The 20237-nt window shown below is 71.3% G+C and carries 22 protein-coding genes; 8 read left to right on the plus strand and 14 right to left on the minus strand.

The window, feature by feature from the left end:
• Nucleotides 1–13 precede the first annotated feature (13 nt).
• The 6 genes from VF746_12340 to trpS all read right to left on the minus strand — a co-directional run bounded on the left by VF746_12340 (nucleotide 14) and on the right by trpS (nucleotide 4515).
• Nucleotides 14–718 (minus strand): MgtC/SapB family protein, encoded by a 705-nt coding sequence (locus tag VF746_12340; GenBank protein HEX8693206.1) that lies wholly within the window; start codon nucleotides 716–718, stop codon nucleotides 14–16.
• A 135-nt stretch (nucleotides 719–853) separates the two neighbouring features.
• The gene (locus VF746_12345; protein HEX8693207.1) at nucleotides 854–1174 is read right to left on the minus strand and encodes a hypothetical protein; all 321 of its coding nucleotides are present in this window, start codon (nucleotides 1172–1174) and stop codon (nucleotides 854–856) included.
• 101 nt (nucleotides 1175–1275) lie between these two features.
• Nucleotides 1276–2067, minus strand: coding sequence for a 4-hydroxy-tetrahydrodipicolinate reductase (gene dapB / locus VF746_12350; protein ID HEX8693208.1), 792 nt, complete (start codon nucleotides 2065–2067; stop codon nucleotides 1276–1278).
• A 1-nt stretch (nucleotide 2068) separates the two neighbouring features.
• Complete coding sequence (gene dapA / locus VF746_12355) at nucleotides 2069–2983, minus strand: 4-hydroxy-tetrahydrodipicolinate synthase (GenBank protein ID HEX8693209.1); 915 nt, start codon at nucleotides 2981–2983, stop codon at nucleotides 2069–2071.
• Between the two features lie 5 nt (nucleotides 2984–2988).
• Nucleotides 2989–3366 carry a hypothetical protein gene (locus tag VF746_12360; GenBank protein ID HEX8693210.1) on the minus strand — a complete coding sequence of 126 codons (378 nt, stop codon included), beginning with the start codon at nucleotides 3364–3366 and terminating at the stop codon, nucleotides 2989–2991.
• Between the two features lie 177 nt (nucleotides 3367–3543).
• On the minus strand, nucleotides 3544–4515 hold the full coding sequence (trpS, locus tag VF746_12365; GenBank protein HEX8693211.1) for a tryptophan--tRNA ligase: 972 nt from the start codon (nucleotides 4513–4515) through the stop codon (nucleotides 3544–3546).
• Between the two features lie 264 nt (nucleotides 4516–4779).
• Between trpS and VF746_12370 the strand changes: the two genes are divergently transcribed.
• From VF746_12370 to VF746_12380, 3 genes are all read left to right on the plus strand, one after another.
• The gene (locus tag VF746_12370) at nucleotides 4780–5706 is read left to right on the plus strand and encodes an arginase family protein (GenBank protein HEX8693212.1); all 927 of its coding nucleotides are present in this window, start codon (nucleotides 4780–4782) and stop codon (nucleotides 5704–5706) included.
• A gap of 208 nt (nucleotides 5707–5914) precedes the next feature.
• A complete protein-coding gene (locus tag VF746_12375; GenBank protein ID HEX8693213.1) occupies nucleotides 5915–7090 on the plus strand; it encodes a cystathionine gamma-synthase in 1176 nt (391 codons plus the stop codon).
• Nucleotides 7087–7608 carry a hypothetical protein gene (locus VF746_12380; GenBank protein HEX8693214.1) on the plus strand — a complete coding sequence of 174 codons (522 nt, stop codon included), beginning with the start codon at nucleotides 7087–7089 and terminating at the stop codon, nucleotides 7606–7608. Before VF746_12375 ends, VF746_12380 begins: the two co-directional genes overlap by 4 nt.
• A 204-nt stretch (nucleotides 7609–7812) precedes the next feature.
• Here the strand turns inward: VF746_12380 and VF746_12385 are convergent, their stop codons facing one another.
• Together VF746_12385 and VF746_12390 are read right to left on the minus strand one after the other, a co-directional pair.
• Nucleotides 7813–8199: a hypothetical protein gene (locus VF746_12385; GenBank protein HEX8693215.1), complete on the minus strand. Its 387-nt coding sequence runs from the start codon at nucleotides 8197–8199 to the stop codon at nucleotides 7813–7815.
• Between the two features lie 2 nt (nucleotides 8200–8201).
• Nucleotides 8202–8690, minus strand: a complete 489-nt coding sequence (locus tag VF746_12390; protein HEX8693216.1) for a hypothetical protein — start codon at nucleotides 8688–8690, stop codon at nucleotides 8202–8204.
• A 290-nt stretch (nucleotides 8691–8980) separates the two neighbouring features.
• On the opposite strand from VF746_12390, the gene purD reads away from it, so the two are divergent.
• The 3 genes from purD (at nucleotide 8981) to VF746_12405 (ending at nucleotide 12515) form a co-directional block, all read left to right on the plus strand.
• Complete coding sequence (purD, locus tag VF746_12395) at nucleotides 8981–10285, plus strand: phosphoribosylamine--glycine ligase (protein ID HEX8693217.1); 1305 nt, start codon at nucleotides 8981–8983, stop codon at nucleotides 10283–10285.
• Entirely contained in the window at nucleotides 10278–11093 is an 816-nt protein-coding gene (gene mutM, locus VF746_12400; GenBank protein ID HEX8693218.1) for a bifunctional DNA-formamidopyrimidine glycosylase/DNA-(apurinic or apyrimidinic site) lyase, read from the plus strand. The genes purD and mutM overlap by 8 nt, the downstream gene beginning before the upstream one ends.
• Before the next feature lie 183 nt (nucleotides 11094–11276).
• Nucleotides 11277–12515 (plus strand): tetratricopeptide repeat protein, encoded by a 1239-nt coding sequence (locus VF746_12405; GenBank protein HEX8693219.1) that lies wholly within the window; start codon nucleotides 11277–11279, stop codon nucleotides 12513–12515.
• 24 nt (nucleotides 12516–12539) lie between these two features.
• Here the strand turns inward: VF746_12405 and VF746_12410 are convergent, their stop codons facing one another.
• Complete coding sequence (locus VF746_12410; GenBank protein ID HEX8693220.1) at nucleotides 12540–12674, minus strand: hypothetical protein; 135 nt, start codon at nucleotides 12672–12674, stop codon at nucleotides 12540–12542.
• Between the two features lie 371 nt (nucleotides 12675–13045).
• Between VF746_12410 and VF746_12415 the strand changes: the two genes are divergently transcribed.
• Together VF746_12415 and VF746_12420 are read left to right on the plus strand one after the other, a co-directional pair.
• A complete protein-coding gene (locus VF746_12415; GenBank protein ID HEX8693221.1) occupies nucleotides 13046–14128 on the plus strand; it encodes a GIY-YIG nuclease family protein in 1083 nt (360 codons plus the stop codon).
• A gap of 84 nt (nucleotides 14129–14212) precedes the next feature.
• The gene (locus VF746_12420) at nucleotides 14213–15256 is read left to right on the plus strand and encodes a metallophosphoesterase (protein HEX8693222.1); all 1044 of its coding nucleotides are present in this window, start codon (nucleotides 14213–14215) and stop codon (nucleotides 15254–15256) included.
• A gap of 489 nt (nucleotides 15257–15745) precedes the next feature.
• On the opposite strand, the gene VF746_12425 is transcribed toward VF746_12420, so the two are convergent.
• The 5 genes from VF746_12425 to VF746_12445 are packed head-to-tail and all read right to left on the minus strand — an operon-like array spanning nucleotide 15746 to nucleotide 20237.
• A complete protein-coding gene (locus VF746_12425) occupies nucleotides 15746–17314 on the minus strand; it encodes a M28 family peptidase (protein ID HEX8693223.1) in 1569 nt (522 codons plus the stop codon).
• 35 nt (nucleotides 17315–17349) lie between these two features.
• Entirely contained in the window at nucleotides 17350–18198 is an 849-nt protein-coding gene (locus tag VF746_12430) for a hypothetical protein (protein ID HEX8693224.1), read from the minus strand.
• 31 nt (nucleotides 18199–18229) lie between these two features.
• Nucleotides 18230–18712, minus strand: a complete 483-nt coding sequence (locus VF746_12435; GenBank protein ID HEX8693225.1) for a metallophosphoesterase family protein — start codon at nucleotides 18710–18712, stop codon at nucleotides 18230–18232.
• Complete coding sequence (locus VF746_12440; protein HEX8693226.1) at nucleotides 18709–19320, minus strand: flavin prenyltransferase UbiX; 612 nt, start codon at nucleotides 19318–19320, stop codon at nucleotides 18709–18711. The genes VF746_12435 and VF746_12440 overlap by 4 nt, the downstream gene beginning before the upstream one ends.
• Nucleotides 19317–20237, minus strand: a complete 921-nt coding sequence (locus tag VF746_12445; GenBank protein HEX8693227.1) for a UbiA-like polyprenyltransferase — start codon at nucleotides 20235–20237, stop codon at nucleotides 19317–19319. The genes VF746_12440 and VF746_12445 overlap by 4 nt, the downstream gene beginning before the upstream one ends.

Consider the following 20237-nt stretch of genomic DNA (forward strand, 5'->3'; position numbering starts at 1 on the left):
ACCCTCTTCGGCGTCACCCCCGCCGGACGCGGCGGACGCCGGGCTCCTTCGCCAGGCGGCGGAGCAGGTCGTCGTGCTCGTGGCGGGGGCCGGCGGCGCGCAGCGTCACCTCCAGCGCGTCGCCGTCGCGCTCCACGCTCTCGATCCGGATGTCGAGCTTCCCGCCGCGGATCGCCTCCTCGAGCTGCTCGAATTCGGAGCCGTGCCTCCCCACCGCCGCCACGTAGCGCCGGTGCAGGCGGTGCCGGGAGAGCCACCGCTCGAACCTCGCCAGCAGGAGCAGCGTGCCCAGCACGAGCAGCGTGGTCCCGATCGCCTCCACGTAGGCGCCGGCGCCCACCGCGATGCCGATGGCCGTGGCCACCCACAGCGTGGCCGCCGTGGTGAGCCCCGTCACCCGCCCGCGCCCGTGCAGGATCGCCCCGGCGCCGATGAAGCCGATCCCGGGGACGATCTGCGCCGCGAGCCGCGCCGGGTCCGACCGGAAGCCGCCCTCCATCCCGAGCCCCGCGATCTGGAGCGACAGCTCCGTGAGCAGCGTCGCGCCCACGCAGATCAGCACCGTGGTCCTGAGCCCCGCCGGCTTCCCCGACAGCTCGCGCTCCATCCCGATCATCCCGCCCAGGATGGACGCCAGCAGCAGCCGCCCCAGCGTCGCGAGCCGGAGCGCCGCCACCACCGACGCGGGGATGCCGAGGCCGATGAGGAATTCGGTCACTGGAGAGGCGGATCGGAGAAGGTCACGGAACCGCGTCGAATCTGCGACGCCCGACCGGTCCCGTGCAAGAACCGCCCGGACCGCGAACGCGAAGAGGACGCCACCAGGCACCCTCTCATCGAACCCGGGCAGCGGTCAGGCCCGATCCGGCACGTCGGAAGGCCCGGCGTCCACTTCTGCCCGGAACGCCAGCCATTCCGCCCAGCAGTTTTCCGGGTCGATGTCGCGGAAGCCGCGCTTCTCCTCGAGGCCGCGCTGGTCCGACACGCGCATCATCATGCACACGCAGTTGTCCCTCGCGTCCAGCACCTCGGCCTCGGTGAGCGGCGATCCTTTCTGCTTCTCCAGCTCCAGCAGCAGGACGCCGAGCGGCGGAATGGGCACTGGGACCAGCTCCTCGTCGGGCTCCGCCGGTGGCGCCTCGCGTCGCCCGAACAGCCTCGAGATGAAGCTCACCTTGCGCTCCCATCGAATTGTGCCCGGCAGGTCCAGCGGATCGGAAGGAATGGCTGGGCGGCAGGAGTCCGGATGTCACGGCTTTGATCGATCTCGCCTCCTCACAGCCCCAGCACGTCGCGCATGGTGTACGTCCCCGCGGGCTTCCCGGCGATCCACTTCGCCGCGCGCAACGCGCCCTCGGCGAAGAGCGCGCGGTCCTGCGCCAGGTGGGCCAGCTCGATGCGCTCGCGGTCGCCGATCAGCATCACGCGGTGCTCGCCCACGATGTCGCCGCCGCGCACCGCGTGGAAGCCCACCTGCCCGCGCGGGCGCTCGCCGGGGCGGCCGCTGCGCCCGTCGATCCGCACCGAGTCGAGGTCCACGCCCCGCCCGCGCGCCGCCGCCTGTCCGAGCGCCAGCGCCGTCCCGCTCGGCGCGTCGGCCTTGCGGCGGTGGTGCGCCTCCACGATCTCCACGTCGTAGTCGTCGCCCAGCACCGCGGCGGCGCGCTCGGCCAGGTCGAGCAGCAGGTTCACGCCCACGCTGAAGTTGGCCGCCTGCAGCACCGGCGCGCGCTCCGCCGCCCGCTTCAGCAGCGTCGTCTCCTCCGGCATCAGCCCCGTGGTCCCCACCACGACGGCCGTGCCGTCCAGCGAGCCGCCGTGCATCTCCAGGATGCGGCGGATCAGCGCGGGGGCGGAGAAGTCGACCAGCACGTCCGCTTCGCGGAGCCAGGCGCCCGCCGTCTCGGGCGTCTCCACCACCGGGCAGCCGACGTCGCAGGCGGGCTCGGGCATCTTCCCGATCCCGCCCAGCAGCTCCAGGCCGGCGTCTTCGTGGATCATCCGCGCCAGCGTCTGCCCCATCCGCCCGGTGGCGCCGCTCAGGACGATGCGGACCGGCTCCGCCATCTCACGACTCCCCCAGGTCGATCCCCACCGCGCGCATCGCCTCGCGCAGCTCCTTCTTCACCGCGTCGGAGGCTTCGACCAGCGGCAGCCGCAGCGGCCCCGTGCGGAAGCCCAGCATCGCCACGGCGGCCTTCACGGGGATCGGGTTCGGCTCGCGGAAGAGCGCGGCGACCAGCGGCAGGTACCGGAGCTGGAGCCGGCGCGACTCGGCCACGTCGCCCTCCAGGAACGCGTGCACCATCCGCGAGGTCGGCGCCGGCGCCACGTTGGCGAGCACGGAGATGACGCCCAGCCCGCCCAGCGCCAGCAGCGGCACCACCTGGTCGTCGTTGCCGCTGTAGACGGCCACGCGGTCGGCCACCCTCCGGCAGAGCTCGGCCACCTGCGAGATGTCGCCGCTGGCCTCCTTGACGCCCACCACGCGCGGGTCCTGGTCCGCCAGCGCCTCGATCGTCTCGGGAAGGACGTTGCAGGCGGTGCGGCCGGGGACGTTGTAGACGATGCACGGCAGGTCCGCCGCGTCGATCACCCGCCGGTAGTGCTCGACGATCCCGCGCTGCGGCGGCTTGTTGTAGGGAGGGGGCGAGACGAGGATCGCGTCGGCTCCGGCCGCGCGCGCGCCCTCGGCCAGGCGGACGACCGCGGCCGTGTCGCTCCCGCCGCAGCCCACGATCACCGGCACCTGCTTCGCGCACTCGTCGACGACGACTTCCGCCGCGCGGCGCTGCTCCTCGGGCGACATGGTGGTGGCCTCGCCGGTGCTGCCGTTGGCCACCAGCGCGTCGCTGCCCTCGCGCAGGTGGAAGCGCACCAGATCGCGCAGCGCGTCCTCGTCCACCCCGCCCCCGCCGAAGGGCGTCACCAGCGCCACCCCCGAGCCGGTGAAGAGCGCCCGGCCGCCCTGTCCGTCCGCCATCCGCGCTAGAGCCGGTTGAGGTCCATGATGTCGCCCGGCATCACGTCGCCCTCCGGGTCGTCGGGGTCCAGATCGCGCTCGGTGGAGTCGCGGAAGTCGTCGGTGACCTCGTCGCCCACGGTATCGTAGAACGAGCGGAAGACGGTGCCGCCGCACTTCTCGCACTTCATCCCGGGCGGCGGCGGCTCGTCGTCGAAGAAGTAGTCCTTGCCGCAGTTCTCGCAGACCAGCGTGAGCAGCGAGTCCACCGGTCCGCGGCCGCGCTCCGCCTCGCCCGCGGGGTTGCGGCGGAGCTGGTCGGTGGCCGTCTTGAACTGGGCGGGCCCGGCGTCGCTGCCGGAGTCGTGGGCCTCGTCGGGCTTGGGCACGCGTTCCTCGGGCATCTCCCCTTCCCTTCCTCTCGGGTTCGCTCCGCCGGACAGCAGATAGCATACCGGACCGCAAGTGCGAGAGTGCGAAAGTGCGAGAGTGCGAAAGTGATCGGCCTCCGTGCACGGCAGCCTCGTCCCTCGCGGAGTTCTACTTTCGCACTTTCGCACTCAGCACTTTCGCACTTTTTCTCACATCAACCCCACCGCCCGCTTCACCCGCTCCATCGTCGGGCCGGCGATCTCGCGGGCTCGGGCGGCGCCGTCGGCCAGCACCTCGTCCACGTAGCCGGGCCGCGCCAGGATCTCCTCGCGGCGGGCGCGCATCGGGGCGAAGTAGTCCCACAGCGCCTCGAACAGCCGCTTCTTGAACTCGCCGTAGCCCACGCCGCCCGCGCGGTGCTCGTCCTCCATCCGCCGCACCTCCTCCGGCGAGGCCACCAGCTTGTAGAGGGCGATGATGTTGGAGCCCTCGGGGTCCTTCGGCGCCTCCAGCGGCGTCGAGTCGGTGACGATCGACATGATGCGCTTCCGCGTCGTCTTCTCGTCGCCGAAGATCTCGATGGCGTTGCCGTAGCTCTTGCTCATCTTGCGCCCGTCGAGCCCGGGAACCACCGCCACCTCCTCGGCGATCTCCGGCTCCGGCAGCTTGAGCAGCTCCTGGCCGCCGCCGTACGCCTCGTTCATCTTCACGGCGATGTCGCGGGCGATCTCCAGGTGCTGCTTCTGGTCCTTCCCCACGGGCACCACGTCCGCGTCGTAGAGGAGGATGTCGGCCGCCTGCAGGACGGGGTAGGTGAAGAGGCCGGCGCTGGCCGAGAGCCCCTGCGCCACCTTGTCCTTGTAGGCGTGCGCGCGCTCCAGCAGCCCCGTCGGGGTGACGGTGGTCAGGATCCACATCAGCTCGGTGTGCTCCGGCAGGTCGCTCTGCCGGAAGAACACGCTGCGCTCGGGGTCGAGCCCGCACGCCAGCCAGTCCACCGCCCCGTTGCGGATGTTGGCGCGCAGCGCGTCCGCGTCCTGCAGCGTGGTGAGCGCGTGCAGGTCCACGATGATCGCGAACACCTGCCCGCGCTCCTGCAGCTGCACCAGCGGCCGAATCGCCCCGAAGTAGTTGCCGATGTGGAACGCGCCCGAAGGCTGGATCCCCGTCAGAATCCGCATCTACCTGTCTCTGGTCTCTCGAACGAATGCCTTGGGGGCGACGGAGCCATTCACCCCACGCGCTGTCATTCCGAGGGAGGCCCCGCACCGAGCCTTCCTCCACACCACCGCCCGGGGCCGACCGAGGAATCTACTCCGCCAGCGAGCCGGGCCCGCCCGCCCGCGCCGAATCCCGCCCCCGCACTGGCCCCTCCGCCCGCGGACCGCGTAACTTAGCGCCGCCCCGGTCCCGTGCAACCCGGAAAACCCGTCCGCCGACCCGCCGTGTCCGACCCGCTCGCCGGCCTCCGCCCCGCGTTCGACCCGCGCGATCCGCGCGCCCCCGCGCTGCTGCGCCCGTACGCGGACGGCGAGCCGCTGGAGGGCCGCGCCGTGGTCGTGGGCCTCCCATACGACGGCGGCGCCCCGCGCCCGGGCGCCCGCTTCGGCCCGCGCGCCGTCCGCGAGGCGCTGGCCGCGTTCGGCACGTACGATGGGGAGCGGGAGATCGAGCCCGTGGCCGACCTGGGCGACGTGGCGCTGCCGGCGATGAACGGCGCCACCGCGCACCGGCTCATGGAGAAAGCCGCCCGCGCGGTCTTCGCCGCCGGCGCCAGGCCGGTCTTCCTGGGCGGCGACCACGGCTGCACCGGCTCGGTGATCCGCGGGCTGGCGGCCGCGCGGCCGGAGCTGAAGCTCGGCCTGGTCACCATCGACGCGCACCTGGACGTCCGCGAGTACGACGACGATGCCTCGCTCTCCAGCGGCACCCCCTTCCGCCGCGCGCTGGAGACGAGCGTGCTCGCTGGCGGCCGCGTGGCGATGATCGGCCTGCGCCGCTTCGCCAACTCGCGCCACTACCTGGAGTGGGCCGAGGCGCAGGGCGTCAAGCTGATCCCCCTCGACGAGGTTGCCAAGCAGGGCGCGGTGGCGAGCGCGAAGGCCGCCCTCTACGCCGCCGCCCGCGACGCCGACGCGCTCTACCTGAGCATCGACCTCGACGCCGTGGACGCCGCGTTCGCCCCGGGCGTGAGCGCCTCCGGCATCGGCGGCCTCACCGCGCGCGAAGTGGTCGAGCTGGTGCAGACCATCGCCACCCACCCCAAGCTCGTCGCCGCCGACCTGATGGAGCTCTCCCCGCCCCACGACCACGACGCGCGCACGGCGAAGCTCGCCGCGAGGCTGCTGCTGGAGCTGCTGGCGGCGCGCTAGATCCTCCCGAAACCCGTCAGAACGGCGGCGGTGTCGTCCGGAGCAGTTGGAGCCTCGCGGGGTTTGCGAGGCTTTCTGCGGTTGTTGCCGCGGCTTCAGCCGCCCCTGTTCGAAGCCTTCCCGACCCCACCTCCCATCCCCTCGCACTTTCCCCCTCCCCGCCCTATCTTCCGCCCCCTGCTCCCCCTGATCCCGAACCGGAAGACCGATGCTGCCCGACCATAGAAGCGACCTGCAGTCCGCCGGCTTCGGCACCCGCGCCATCCACGCGGGGCAGCGGCCCGACCCCACCACCGGCGCCATCATGACGCCGATCTACCAGACCTCCACCTACGTGCAGGCCGAGCTGGGCAGGCCCCAGGGCGGCTACGAGTACGCCCGCACGCAGAACCCCACGCGCGAGGCGCTGGAGGGGAACGTGGCGTCGCTGGAGGGGGGGAAGCACGGGCTGGCGTTCGCGTCGGGGCTGGCCGCCACCGACACCATGATCAAGCTGCTCTCGGCCGGCGACCACGTGGTGTGCGGCGAGAATGTCTACGGCGGCACCTACCGGCTCTTCGACCGGGTGATCTCGCGCCTGGGCATCGAGTTCACCTTCGTCGACAGCTCCAGCCTGGACGAGATCCGCGCGGCGCTCCGCCCGACCACGAAGCTCGTCCATGTAGAGACGCCCACCAACCCGATGATGCGCCTCACCGACATCGCGGCGGCCGCCGAGATCGCGCACGCGGCTGGGGCGTGGCTCTCCGTCGACAACACCTTCGCGTCGCCGTACAACCAGCAGCCGCTGGGGCTCGGCGCCGACCTGGTGATGCACTCCACCACCAAGTACCTGAACGGCCACTCCGACATGGTGGGCGGGCTGCTGATCACGTCGGATGACGAGCTGCACGAGCGGCTGCGCTTCCTGCAGAACGCCGCCGGCGCCGTCCCGGGGCCGTTCGACTGCTGGCTGGCGCTGCGCGGCACCAAGACGCTGCACGTGCGCATGGCCATGCACAACGCCAACGGCGCGCTCATCGCCGCGTGGCTCTCCGAGCACCCGAAGATCCAGCGCGTCTACTACCCCGGCCTCCACTCGCACCCGCAGCACGAGCTGGCCGCGCGGCAGATGAAGGGCTTCACGGGGATGATCACCATCGAGACCGGCTCGCTGGAGAACGCGAAGAAGGTGGTGAACGCCACGCGCATCTTCTCGCTGGCCGAGTCGCTGGGCGGGGTGGAGAGCCTGATCGGCCACCCGGTGATGATGACGCACGCCTCCGTCCCCGTCGACCGCCGCCAGGCGATGGGCCTCTCCGACGGCATCGTGCGCCTCTCCTGCGGCATCGAGGACGCCGACGACCTCATCGCCGACCTGGAGCAGGCGCTGGCGCAGGTTTGAGACGCATGGGCGGCCCGCCGCTCGGGCGCCTCGCCTGCCTCCTGCTCCTCCCGGCGCTCGCCTGCTCGCGGGAAGCGCCGAGACCCGCCGATCCGGCCGGACGCGAGCAGGCGCGGCTCCGCGACTCGCGATGCGAGGAGGTGGACGCGCAGGACCGGTGCACCCTGTACGGCGTCTCGCTCATCGAGCTGATCGCGCGCCCCGAGGAGTTCGACGGCAGGCGGGTGCGGGTGATCGGCTTCGTGAGGCTCGAGTTCGAAGGCAACGGCATCTACGTCTCCCGCGAGGACTGGGAGCACTCGATCTCTCGCAACGGATTGTGGATTGAGCCGCCGGAGAACGTGCTGCGACAGGACTTCCAGCCGCGGTACATGCTGGTGGAGGGCCGGTTCGACGCGGCGAACCACGGGCACCTGGGGATGTGGAGCGGCGCCATCGTGGAGGTCACCCGCTTCGAGCCGTGGGCGCGCTTCCCGCCGAAGCCCGCCGCCACGAACGAACCGGCCGGCTCACGCTGACGGCGCTCCCCGACGACCTCGAACGACCTCTGATCGTGAAGCGGTGAAGATCCTCATCGTAGGCAACGGCGGGTCGCGCTCCTGTGGAAGCTCCGGCGCGACGCCGGGAGACGTAAACCTGGGACCAGCAAACATGGCCCCGTGGCTCCCCTGAGCCACGGGGCCTTCCCTCCGTCGGGGACGCCGTGCTGATGAACAGGCGCGTCAGGCGACCTTGCGAGAGTATCCGCCGTAGTCCCTCCGCATCTCTTCGAGCGTCGCCTCCGCGCGCCTGATCTGTTCCGGGGTGGCGGGCTCGGTCCGCTCGTTCACGATCTCGTTCATCCTGACGATGTACTTCCCCGCCTCCTCGTCCGAGAGCTCCGCGAGGGGCTTCGCTTCCGCCCGCTGGATCTCACCCAGCAGGCCGGTCACCACCTCTTCGACCGAAGCCGTCTCCAGGTCGATCGCCTTCGGGTTGGCGGCCGCCTCGGCGATCTCTTCAGCCTCGCCCGTCAGGGGAAAGCGGGCCCGGACGTACAGGCGGAGGCCGACCTGGTAGACCACCTCCACGAGGATCGATCTGGGCACGGAGTAGAGAGTCTCCAGCATCGTCAGCTCCTCAGCTCGATCATGTCGAAACAGTCGCGCGGCAGCGCCTCGATCCGGTATTCGATCGAAAACGGATGCGCACGCTCTCGCACCGGCACCTCCATGGCGATCTCTCGCACCTTCTGGAACGGGATGATGAACAGCACGGGCCTGGAATCAGCGATGCCCGATTTCTCGATCATCTCGTAGATCTCCTCTTCCACCGCTTCGGTGATGATCCCGCGCTCGCGCTTCTCTTCCGCGCCACGCTTGATCCCCGCCCGGTTCCGCTCGGTTATCGTGCTGTGCTGCTCGCCACGCCGTGACTCCTCCAGCAGAATCCGATAGATCTCCGCCGGGCTCGCCGTGGGCGGGATGTTCACGTGCGCCGCGGCCCGCACTCCGTCGTAGACCGGACTGCACCACGCATAGTGGATGCCCCCGTAAAACCGCTCCGCGACCGCGTACGCAATCCAGGTGTTCGTCGAGTACAGCAGGAGCGGAGCCGTCATGTGGAATGGACAAGGGGAGGGGTGGACATTTCAGACACAACAGGAACCGCAACTGATTTCGTGAGAAACTGGACGATCACTCGAGACTGCGCAAGAGGCAAGTCCCCGACCGCGCGAAAGCCGCCACCGGAGACACGCCCACTTCGCATGTGACAGGCCCAGACGGCTCGAAGACGCCGCATCCGGATTGGGTGGTCGAGTCCTCCTGGGTGCACCCTTGCGCCAGCCCACCCGAGCGAGGAAGTTCCCGCCGGACGGTCAATCCCCCGAACGACGGCCACGGCTGGCAAGTGAAGATCCTGATCGTTGGCAACGGCGGGCGCGAGCACGCGCTCCTGTGGAAGCTCCGGCGCGACGCGCCGGAGGCGGAGTTCTTCGTCACGAAGGCGAACGGGGGGATGCGGGGCGCCACCTCCGTCCCCCTCGCCCCGGACGAGATCCAGGCGCTCGCCGGCTGGGTCGACCAGAACGACATCGATCTCACCGTCGTCGGCCCCGAAGTTCCGCTGGCGGAGGGGATCGTCGACCACTTCTCCGCGCACGGGCTCTGCGCCTTCGGGCCCACCCGCGCCGCCGCCGAGATCGAGAGCTCCAAGGCGTTCGCCAAGGGGCTCATGCAGCGCCACGGCATCCCCACCGCCGCCTTCGGGGCCTTCTCCGAGCTGCCCGCCGCCGAGGCGTACGTCCTTGGCGCCGCCGGCCCGGTGGTGGTGAAGGCGTCGGGGCTGGCCGCCGGCAAGGGCGTCGTCGTCGCCGACTCCACGGAGGAGGCGCTCGCGGCCGTGCGCGAGATGCTGGCCGGCACCGCGTTCGGCGGCGCCGGGCGCGAGGTGGTGGTCGAGGAGCGGATGACGGGCGAGGAGCTCTCCGTCTTCGCGCTCACCGACGGGAAGCACGTGGTGCCGATGCTCGCGGCCCAGGACCACAAGCGCGTCGGCGAGGGCGAGACCGGGCCCAACACCGGCGGGATGGGCGCCTACGCCCCCGTCTCCATCGCCACCCCCGAGCTGATGGCGCGCGTGCAGGGCGAGATCCTGGAGCCCACCGTCGCCGCGCTGGCGAAGGAGCACCGCCCCTTCCGCGGCCTCCTCTACGCCGGGCTCATGCTCACCGGGACGGGCCCGCGCGTGGTGGAGTTCAACTGCCGCTTCGGCGACCCCGAGACGCAGGTGGTGCTCCCCCTGCTGCGCTCCTCGCTCCTGGAGCCGCTCGACGCGATCGCCCGCGGCGGGAGCATCGAGGGGCTCACGCTCGACTGGGAGGGCGGCGCGGCCGCCACCACCGTCCTGGCCTCCGCCGGCTACCCCGGCGGCTACGAGAGCGGCCACCCGGTCCGCATCCCCCCCGACCTGGAGTCGCAGGGCGACGTGATCGTCTTCCACGCCGGCACCACCGAGGGCACCCGCGAGGGCGAGGGCGGCCGGCTGGTGACCTCCGGCGGCCGCGTGCTCGCCGTCACCGCCCTGGCGCCCACCGTCGCCGAAGCGGCCGAGAAGAGCCGCCGCGCCGCCGGGCGCATCGAGTTCGCGGGGCGCCATTTCCGCCGCGACATCGGCTGGCGCGAGCTCGAGCGCGCGGAGGCCGCGCGTGCCTGAGCTCCCCGAGGTCGAGACCATCGTCCGCGGCCTGGCGAAGGCGCTCCCGGGCGCCAGGATCCGCCGCGTCGAGGTGCTGCGCCCCGACCTGGTCGAGGGCGAGTCTCCCGAGCAGTTCGCGAAGGCGCTGGAGGGGAAGCGGATCCGGAGCGTCGCCCGGCGCGCCAAGAACACCGTGATCGACGTGGGCGACGGCTACCTGCTGGTGAACCTGGGGATGACCGGCCGCCTCCTCGTCACCCGCGCGGACGACGAGGCGCCCCCGCACCTGGGCGTGCGGATCGAGCTGGACAGAAAGCGCGAGCTGCGCTACCACGACGTGCGCCGCTTCGGCCGGCTCTGGCGGATGACGGAAGCGGAGTGGCGCGCCTGGGAGGCCGCCCTCGGCGTCGAGCCGCTCTCGGACCAGTTCACCGCCCAGTGGCTGTGCGAGGCCGCCGGCCGCTCGCGCGTGGCGATCAAGACCTGGCTGATGGACCAGGCCCGCGTGGTGGGCGTCGGCAACATCTACGCGAGCGAGGCGCTCTTCCGCGCGAAGGTCGACCCGCGTCGCCCGGCGAACACGCTCGCTCCGGACGAGTGCGCACGCATCCGGGGCGCCGTGCGCGACGTACTTACGGAGTCGATCGAGTTCCGCGGCACCACCCTGCTGGACTACCGCGACTCGAGCGGCGAGCCGGGCGGCTTCGTGGCGCGGCTGCGCGTCTACGACCGCGAGGGCGAGCCGTGCACGCAGTGCGGACGGCCCGTCGGCCGCATCGTGCAGGGCGGCCGCTCCACCTTCTTCTGCGAAGGCTGCCAGCACTGAGGCGGCCATCTCCGGCTTGCATTTCGTCTAAAATCTGGCGCTTTCGCGAACACGCGTTATCTTGAGCCTCCGAGGTCATGGTTTCCGGAACGTTCTAACTCCCCCGCCACGCTCCTTCCCAGCCGAACCATGAGACAACGCAAGTTCAAGGCGCCACCCCGCAAGACGCAACGGAGGTGGCGGGTGCCCCCCGCGCTCACGCACGGCGACGACGTGTTCGAGGGCCTGGGCGTGCTCGACGAGATCCCGGGCGAGCAGGGGCTGGTCCTCTGGCAGACGCTGCGCGACGCCCTCCTCTGGGGGCAGGCCGCGCCGGACGCCCGGGGCGCTCTCTTCGCGCCGGGCGCGGAGCGGGCGCGGCTGGCCGCCCTGCTGGCCGCCGGGATCCCGCCCGAGGTGGAGGAGCCGCTCAAGGCGGTGGCCCACATGGTGGGCAGCCCCGACGCGGCGCGCGAGGAGAACGTGGCGCTCGCCTGCCGCCAGGTGGCCGCGTGGGCCGACGAGCGCGCGATGCTGGCCACGGCGCTGGCCTTCGCGCAGGCCGCGGCGATCGTGACCCCGGCCGACCCCGCGGCGGCGTTCGCCGTGGGCCGCCTGGCCCGCCGCCGCGCCGAGCACGCGCGCGCCGAGAGCTGGTACCGGCGCACCATCGCGCTGGCCCGCCAGGTGGGCGACTGGCCCACCTACGCCCGCGCCTTCCTGGGGCTGGGCACCCTGTACATGGAGCGCGGCAACTACCCGGCGGCCAGGCGCTTCCACGAGCGCGCGCTCAAGGTGGCCAGCCGCAACACGCTGCACCACCTGGAGGGGAGCGCGCAGCACAACCTGTTCAGCATCGCCGTCGAGACGGGGAAGACGTCGGAAGCCCACGAGCGGGCGCGCGCCGCCCTGGAGGCGTACGGCCCCACCGACCCGCACCTGCCGCGCCTGGCACAAGACGTCGCCGATCTCTGGAACACGCTGGGCCGGTTCGACCGCGCCCTGCCGGTGCTGGAGCGCCTCGTCTCCATCTTCCAGACCCCCGCCGAGCGCCTGGCGGTCGTCGGAGGCCTCGCCCGGGCGGCGGGCGGGCTGGGGCGCAGGGACCGCTTCCAGCAGGCGTGGGACGACGTCTGGGACCTCCACCAGGGCGGTGCGGCGGAGGAGATGGCGTCTGGCGCGTTCCTGGACCTGGCGCACGGGGCCGCCAGCCTCGGCCTGTGGGACCGGGCGGAGCGCGCGGCGCAGACCGCGCTGGACCTCGCCACCCGGCGCAACCAGGGGAAGGTGCGGCTCACGGCCGAGGCGGTGCTCGACTCCGCCCGCCACCACCGCCTCGCCGAGAGCCGGACGGCCGCGGCGTCGGCCGCGGAGGACGCCGCCGCCGAGTCGCTGCCGGGCGAGTTCGTCCGCTCGCTTCAGGTGTTCGAGGGCGTGGGCTGACGCCACGCCCTCGTTCCCCGACGGTCAGCCGTCGCCCGCGCCCATCTGCTGTTCGTGGCGCGCTGTGGGCTGGTCGGGGCCGGTGATGGAGCTGGAGCCACACGCAGCGACGGCGGTGCCGAGGGCCAGGACGGCCAGGATCACGCGGAGCAGTCTCATCGGGGCCTCGCAGGTTGGGAGAGTGGTGAAAGCCATTGCTCCAACTTGCGCGGCCCCGCCTCTTTCAACGAACGCGCTGCCCGACTCTAAACGTCCTTTTTGCGACCTAACAGATTTAACGAGTTTAATTCATCTCCTCCACATTCGTTGGCAAACAGGGCGGCATTACTGGACATTTCCTGCATCAGGCATTTGAGGCGCGATTCAGGATGCACCCCAGGTATCACCTTTTGCAGACTTTTTGTATCTGAGACGTGCTGCATAACCCGGACCAGCGGACGGGGCGCCGCAGAACTCCCTTTCGCGACGGCCGGGCCCGCGCTACTTTGCCCTCCTGTTCGGTTTTTCTTCATTCCGCGCCTGTCCCCAACGTGCCGCCGCGCTCCTCCCCGCACCCGCTCCGCGCGTCCATCGGCGACGCGAAGAACCTCCCCGGCGTCTACCGCATGCTGGGGCCGGACGGGATCGTGGTGTACGTGGGGAAGTCGAAGTCGCTGCGCACGCGGCTGCTCTCGTACTTCCGGGCCAGGCGGGGCGACAAGGGGCACCGCATCCTGAGCGAGGCGCGCGGGCTGGAGTGGGAGTACCAGCCCAGCGAGTTCGCGGCGCTGCTGCGCGAGCTGGAGCTGATCAAGCGCTTCCGCCCGCGGCTGAACGTGCAGCACAAGCGCGACGGCCGCTGGTCGTTCCTGAAGTTCACCGGCGGGGCGGCGCCGCGCCTCTTCGTGGTGCACGCCGTCTCCGACGACGCGGCCAGCTACTACGGCCCCTTCCGCGGCGGGCGGCGGGTGGTGGACGCCGTGCGCGAGCTGAACGACCTGCTGGGGCTGCGCGACTGCTCGCTCTCCACCCCGATGCGCTTCGCCGACCAGGCCGACCTCTTCTCGGTGGAGCACACGCCGCGCTGCCACCGCTTCGAGCTCCGGCTGTGCCTGGGCCCGTGCGCGGCGCGCTGCAGCCAGGACCAGTACCGCCGCCGGGTGGAGCTGGCGCGCGCCTTCCTGGAGGGCGGCGCCGACGAGCCGCTGCGCTGGCTGGCGGAGCGGATGCAGGCGGCCGCCGAGCGCTGGGAGTTCGAGTACGCGGCCTCGCTGCGCGACCGGCTGGCCCGCCTGGAGCGGCTGCGTGACGAGTTCAGCCAGCTGCGCGAGGCGCTGGACGGCCTCACCTTCCTCTACCACGTCCCCGGCGCGGCGGGCGACGACCGCGTGTACCTGGTGCGCCGCGGCACCGTGCGCGCGGCGGTCCCCGCCCCGCAGACCCACGCCGAGCGGCGGCGGCTCTCGCGGCTGTGCGAGGAGCACTTCGGCCGCCCGGAGCCCAAGGGCGCGCTGGTGGCCCGCCACCAGGTGGACGAGATCCTCCTGCTCGCCCGCTGGTTCCGTCTGCGCCCCGGCGAGCTGCGGAGCACCTGCCCTCCCGAGCGCGTGGACGCGCTCCCCCTCTCGGCGTAAGATCAGGGCCCGGCACACGGGTTGCGCGTGCGGACGCCGTCCCGCGTGGAACCCCGACCTCTGGACCCCGAGCCCACGACCCCGATGCGGAGCACCCGGCGCTCCCCGCTCCTCTTCCTGCTGCTCGCCCTCACCGCCGCGTGCGGAGGCCGTGACGCGTCTTCGAACAGGAGCGCGGCGGCGGACAGCGCGCGCCAGAAGGAGGACCCGCGCGAGCTCTATGGCGTGGCCGCGCCCGAGAACGTGCGCGTGACCCCGGTGGAGATCGAGGTGGTGGACCTGCCGCCCGGGTGGAGCGGGATGCGCATCGCCGCGCTCTCGGACTTCAACCTGGGGATGTGGGCCGACAACGAGCGGGTGGCGGCGGCGGCCGTGCGCCGGGCGCTGGAGTCGCGCCCCGACCTGATCGTGCTGCTGGGCGACTACGTGGGGCGCGGGGGCGACTTCGGCGCGCTGGGGCGGGTGCTGGCGCCGCTGAAGGGGCGGCGGACGATCGCGGTGCTGGGCGACCGGGACATGCTGGACCAGCCCGAGGAGCCCGACAGCAACATGATCCGCACGGTGGCGGAGCTGGAGCGCGCGGGGGTGCAGGTGCTGCGCAACAGCCGCACGCCGGTGATCCGCGGCGGCGACACGGCGTACGTGGGCGGGGTGGAGCCGTACGTGGTGCGCCGCCCCGAGTGGCGCCAGGCGGAGATCTACGGCGGCATCCCGGCGCTGGTGCTGCTGTCGCACATGCCGGTGGCGGCCATCGGCGTCCCGCGCGACCGCTACGCGGCGCTGCTGGCGGGCCACACCTTCTGCGGGCAGGTGGAGGTGCCGGGGACGCCGCGGCTCACCTGGTTCAACACCACCATCCTCCCCGGCACGCCCGACCCCGGCCGCACGCGCATCTGGCGGCTGCGCGGCAGCACCGTCTTCGCCACCTGCGGGGTGGGGTACAGCTTCGTCCCCGTGCGCTTCGGCCACCCGCCCGAGGTGGCGCTGGTGACGCTGCGCGCGGTGGGCGGCGCCCCGCAGACCGACAGCGCCCGCGCCGCGCAGCCGAACGTCGACTCGCTGATCCAGTCGTTCCAGCAGCGCGACACCGCCGGCGGCGGAGCCGCGGGCGACACGACGGGCCGGTGAGGGGGCGATTCGCCGGCACTCGCGCGGCCGCCGGCAGCCCCCTCCCCCCGCCCTCCCCCGCTGCGCGGTGGAGGGAGCTTTTTCTGCGCGTCCAGGCAGGCTCACGCGGCTGCACGCACGTGCCGTAGGGTCGAGGCATGCCTCGACCGGAGGATGCCAGCGGGTGCGCGAGCGGCGGAGTCAGGCGCCGATAAGGAACCGCACGGACTCGCATGCTCGCCCCTACGGAACTGTATCCCGCGACAACGACTTGCGTGAGGGATGCGCGCCCGGAGGGCCAGACGCCGCCGCCACGGGGGTTATGTGGCGGCGGTGGCCCGGCGCGGTTAGGCAGCGTTGTTTGCTGCCCTACCGCGCGCGCAGCCCGGCCCGGAGCGCAGCGGAGGGACACGCCCAAACACCGCAGTTGCTGTTTGCGGTCGATGACGAACAGCGAGCCCCTCGCCGGATCGCTTGGCGAGGGGCTCGACGTCTTTGCTCCAGCGATTCCTAGCGCGTGCTCTGCGCGGCGGAGCGGGCGGGCTCCTGGCAGGTGGGCCACTGTCGCGGCTGGCCCGTCTGCGGGTTGGGCGGCAGCTCGGCCAGGCGGTCGCGCGGCAGCCGCTCGGGCTCTTCGCTGGCCAGGTACGCCAGCATGGCCACCATCACCGCGTTCCGCCGCACGTCGTCGAAGGAGATCTTGTCGTAGGTGTCGCGGTTGGTATGCCAGGTGTAGGTGCCGTAGTCCCACGACAGCGACCCCAGCCCGAACGCCGGCACCCCCGCGCACACGAACGAGGCGTTGTCGGTGCCGCCCGCGCTCGGCGCGCCGGGGTCGGCGATCTGCAGGCTGTCGGTGAGCTCGGGCGGGAGCTTCGCCAGCCAGCCGCGCACCGTCGGGCCCAGGCGCGTGAAGCCCTGGAACGAGAAGTTGGCGATGCGCCCGGTGCCGTTGTCCTGGTTGAAGAGCGCTTGCAGGCCCTGCACCACCTGCGGGTGGTCGGCCACGAAGCCGCGCGAGCCGTTCAGCCCCTGCTCCTCGCCGCTCCAGTGCCCGGCCAGGATGGTGCGCCGGGGGTTGGGATAGACCTGCCGGAGGATGCGCATGGCCTCCATCATCACGATGGTGCCGGTGCCGTTGTCGGTGGCCCCCGAGGCGGCGTCCCACGAGTCGAAGTGCGCGGAGAGCACCACGTACTCGCCCGGGAGCCGCCGCCCGCGCACCTCCGCGATGGTGTTCACGGCGGGGACGTCTCCCAGCGCCTGCGACTCGGCGTCGACCCGGAGCACGGGGTCCTGGCCGTTCTGCGCCAGGCGGAAGACCAGGCCGTAGTCCTCGCAGCTCAGGTCCAGGCTGGGCACCCGCTCGGTGCGCGCCTGGAACACCTTGTCGACGCCCCACCCCTGCGACCACAGGTGGGTGAGCACGCCCGCGGCGCCGGCCCGCTCCAGCGCGGCGGGCAGGTCGCGCGCGGCGAGGCCGGTCTTCTGGACGCGCTGGTTCCACGCGGCGAGGGCGGCCTGCCGCGCGGCCTTCATCCGCTCGAACGAGGCGGGGGTGGCCCACTTCGCCCAGTTGTCGTCGGGGCGGCAGGTGGGCTGGGGGAAGGAGACGAGCACGAACTTGCCGGCCACGCCCGGGAGCCAGGCGCGGAAGGCGGCGGAGTCGGCCAGGTCGGGGAGGATCACGACGCCCGCCGTGACGGGCCGCCCGCCGGTCCCCGGGCTCCAGGCCAGCATGGTGGCCTCCAGCGTGCGCACGCGCGGCTGCACCAGGTCCACGTGCGTGTGGCCGCGCCGCCAGCCGCGCCAGGTGCCGTACTGCTCGGTGCGCGCGGGAATCCCCCAGCCCTGGTACCGGGCGACCGCCCACCGGTGCGCGTCGTCCTGCCCGGGCGAGCCCGTGAGCCGCGGCCCCACGCTGTCCAGCAGCGCCTGCGCCAGCGGCTCGAGCTGCGACTGGCTCATCCCGATCTCCCAGATCCGCCGCAGCACCGGGTCGGGCGAGGTCCAGGGCCGCGGGGGCGCGGGAGCCGCGCGCGCGGTGTCCTGCGCCGCCGCGGGCAGTGCACTACCCACAAGCACTGCGGAGAACAGTGCTAACCTCTGTAGAATCATGCGCTTGACTCTGTGTTTAGGATTGCTTGAGAAAGAGCCGCGGGTTTGCTCTGACCGGGCTTGGGTTCAACACCGTGTAACACAACTATCGACGTGCTGACGACAACACCAGAGTTCCGCAGTAGGTTTTCCCACTCGGTCGGAGATTTGACCCGAACGGTTTCATAAATCACATAGAAAAAGGTGTCCCACTCAGCGGAAATATATCCACGTGTGTCGGCCAGGATCTCCTCAGCAACTCGTTTTGCGCTAGCTTCGTCTGATACGAACTTATATTCGATAAGCGTTCGGATACTCGGGAGTCCCGTATCAGGCTCAAAGCTCTTGATCGGCTTGTTAATACGTGGTTTTCTCTGTAGGTCGGGGAAGATTACACGGAGAATACCCTCTATTCTGGTATGGACATCATCTTCGCTCATCGGCCGGGTGGCGAACAGGCTTTCATCTGTGATAGGGAACAGCATTGCTTTCAGAATGGACGAAAGATCCTTCTGAACGGCGGGTGGTGAATTTTCGTTGCCCGAACTCGGTATAGAGTCGATGAACGTCCGTAAGACTGGCATCCAAAATAGATACGGCTCGTCTTCTGGGTCCCGCTTGATCTCTGCAAAACCTATTTGCTTCGCCTCTTGATACCTTTGAAGCAACAGATCGTAAGTTCGACTCAGGCCAAGGAGCTCCAAAAGGGTAAGGAGCTGAATGAAAGCTTTTTCGACAAAAAACTCCATTTCCTCTTTGCTATAAGTGAGTCGTCCATAGATCCAATAGTTAAAGTTCTCATACGCGCTATCCACCGAACCCTGGATAGCACGCAGTGCTGCATCGATTTGTATTTGGCTCAACATATGGCAGCCACGGAGCGAATCTCGTGCGAGTTTATTTCCGCGCTGGATCGAGCTCGATAAGCCGCGCGGCGACCCTGCCGCCCTCGATCTCCGCGACGGCGCAGGTGACGGGGTCGCGGAAGCGCTGGCGTCCGGCGCTCCCCGGGTTCACGGCGAGCGTGGCGCCGACCTGCCGGATGACCGGCCTGTGCGAGTGGCCGAAGACGACCAGCCCCGCGTGCGGGTAGGCCGCAGCCGCCTTCTCCGGCGTCGGCGAGCCGAGCTGCATCCCGTGCACGACCACGCAGCGCACGCCCCCGAGCTCCACCTCGGCCACCTCCTGCACCCGCCGGCGCACGTCCCACCCGTCAGTGTTCCCCCACACGGCGGTCACCGGCGCGATCGCCGCCAGCTCGTCCAGCAGCTCCGCGGGGCCCACGTCGCCCGCGTGCAGGATGTGCTCGACGCCCGCGAGCGCCTCGAACACCTGCGCGCGCAGCAGCCCGTGCGTGTCGGAGATCAGTCCGATCTTCATCCGCCCGCCTGCTGCTCCCCGCTCTTCCACCGCGTCCCGACGGAATGCTCCACCCCCAGGTGGTCGAGGATGCGCGCGACCACGAAGTCCACCAGGTCGTCGACCGAGCGCGGGCGGTGGTAGAAGCCGGGCGCGGCGGGGAGGATCGTCGCCCCCGCACGCGTCAGGCGGGTCATGTTCTCCAGGTGGACCAGCGACAGCGGCGTCTCGCGGGGGACCAGGACCAGAGGACGGCGCTCCTTGAGGGCGACGTCCGCCGCGCGCTCCACCAGGTTGCGCGACGTCCCCGCGGCGATCGAGGCCAGGGTGCCCATCGAGCACGGGCAGACCACCATCCCGCGCGACGGCGCGGAGCCCGAGGCCGGCGTGGCGCCGCGGTCCAGCGCGTCGTACAGCTCCACGCGGCCCCAGTCGCCCGTGGCTGCCCGGAGCGCCTCCAGCCCGTCGATCCCGCTCTCCTCCGCCAGCAGCCGCCAGCCGTACGTGGAGACGATCAGCCGGAGCGGCGTGCCGGTCTCGCAGAAGGCGCGCAGCAGCCGCACCGCGTACGGAGCCCCCGACGCCCCCGTGATCCCGAGGGTGATCGGCGCGCCGGGCGACGTCCTCACGCGAAGAGCCTCTCCACCAGGACGATCAGGAAGAAGAGCACGGAGATGATGCCGTTCACGGTGAAGAACGCCGCGTCCACGCGCGAGAAGTCGTCCGCGCGCACCAGGCTCTGCTCGTAGAAGAGCATCACCGCGATGACGGCCACGCCGAACAGGTACAGCGTCCCCAGCTCCGGCAGCAGGAAGCCGAGCGCCGCGAACGCCGCCGCCGAGAGCAGGTGCAGCACCCGCGAGACGGCCAGCGCCCGCCTCCCGCCCAGCGCCGCGGGGACCGAGTGCAGCCCCTCGGCGCGGTCGAATTCCATGTCCTGCAGCGAGTAGAGGATGTCGAACCCGGCCACCCAGCAGAGCACCGCCCCGGCCAGCGCCAGCAGCGCCCCCGGCGGCTCGCTCCAGCGCCCGGCCACGGCCAGGTACGCCCCCACCGGCGCGATCGCCAGCGAGAAGCCCAGCACCAGGTGCGCCCAGCGGGTGAAGCGCTTGGTGTACGAGTAGAAGAACACCCACCCGAGCGCCAGCGGCGCCAGCACCAGGCAGATGCGGTTGAGCAGCGCCGCCGACACCAGGAACACCGCGCTGGAGAGGACGACCGAGACGACCGCCTGCCGCACCGACAGCCGCCCGGCGGGGATCTCGCGCATTTGCGTGCGCGGGTTGCGGGCGTCGATCCCGCGGTCGGCGATGCGGTTGAACGCCATCGCCGCGAACCGCGCCGAGGTGAACGCGGTGAGGATCAGCAGGATCTGCCGCAGCGAGATCGGGTGGTGGTACGAGGCGATGGTCGCCCCCACCAGCGCGAACGGCATGGCGAAGATCGTGTGCGGCAGCTTCACCAGGTTGGAGTAGTCCACCAGGCGCCCCCGCCCGTGGATGTGCTGCCCTTCGTGTAGGCGCTCCAGCTTCGCGTCAATCGACAA

It is taken from the genome of Longimicrobium sp. (assembly GCA_036389795.1).
GTDB lineage: Bacteria > Gemmatimonadota > Gemmatimonadetes > Longimicrobiales > Longimicrobiaceae > Longimicrobium.

What these genes read in the sequence shown, in the direction of transcription:
- dapA (HEX8693209.1), bottom strand. Translation starts at nt 2,983, where the DNA reads ATGGCGGACGGACAGGGCGGCCGGGCGCTCTTCACCGGCTCGGGGGTG.
- VF746_12390 (HEX8693216.1), bottom strand. Translation starts at nt 8,690, where the DNA reads ATGACGGCTCCGCTCCTGCTGTACTCGACGAACACCTGGATTGCGTAC.
- VF746_12435 (HEX8693225.1), bottom strand. Translation starts at nt 18,712, where the DNA reads ATGAAGATCGGACTGATCTCCGACACGCACGGGCTGCTGCGCGCGCAG.
- VF746_12385 (HEX8693215.1), bottom strand. Translation starts at nt 8,199, where the DNA reads ATGCTGGAGACTCTCTACTCCGTGCCCAGATCGATCCTCGTGGAGGTG.
- VF746_12430 (HEX8693224.1), bottom strand. Translation starts at nt 18,198, where the DNA reads ATGTTGAGCCAAATACAAATCGATGCAGCACTGCGTGCTATCCAGGGT.
- VF746_12375 (HEX8693213.1), top strand. Translation starts at nt 5,915, where the DNA reads ATGCTGCCCGACCATAGAAGCGACCTGCAGTCCGCCGGCTTCGGCACC.
- trpS (HEX8693211.1), bottom strand. Translation starts at nt 4,515, where the DNA reads ATGCGGATTCTGACGGGGATCCAGCCTTCGGGCGCGTTCCACATCGGC.
- dapB (HEX8693208.1), bottom strand. Translation starts at nt 2,067, where the DNA reads ATGGCGGAGCCGGTCCGCATCGTCCTGAGCGGCGCCACCGGGCGGATG.
- VF746_12410 (HEX8693220.1), bottom strand. Translation starts at nt 12,674, where the DNA reads ATGAGACTGCTCCGCGTGATCCTGGCCGTCCTGGCCCTCGGCACCGCC.
- VF746_12360 (HEX8693210.1), bottom strand. Translation starts at nt 3,366, where the DNA reads ATGCCCGAGGAACGCGTGCCCAAGCCCGACGAGGCCCACGACTCCGGC.
- VF746_12420 (HEX8693222.1), top strand. Translation starts at nt 14,213, where the DNA reads ATGCGGAGCACCCGGCGCTCCCCGCTCCTCTTCCTGCTGCTCGCCCTC.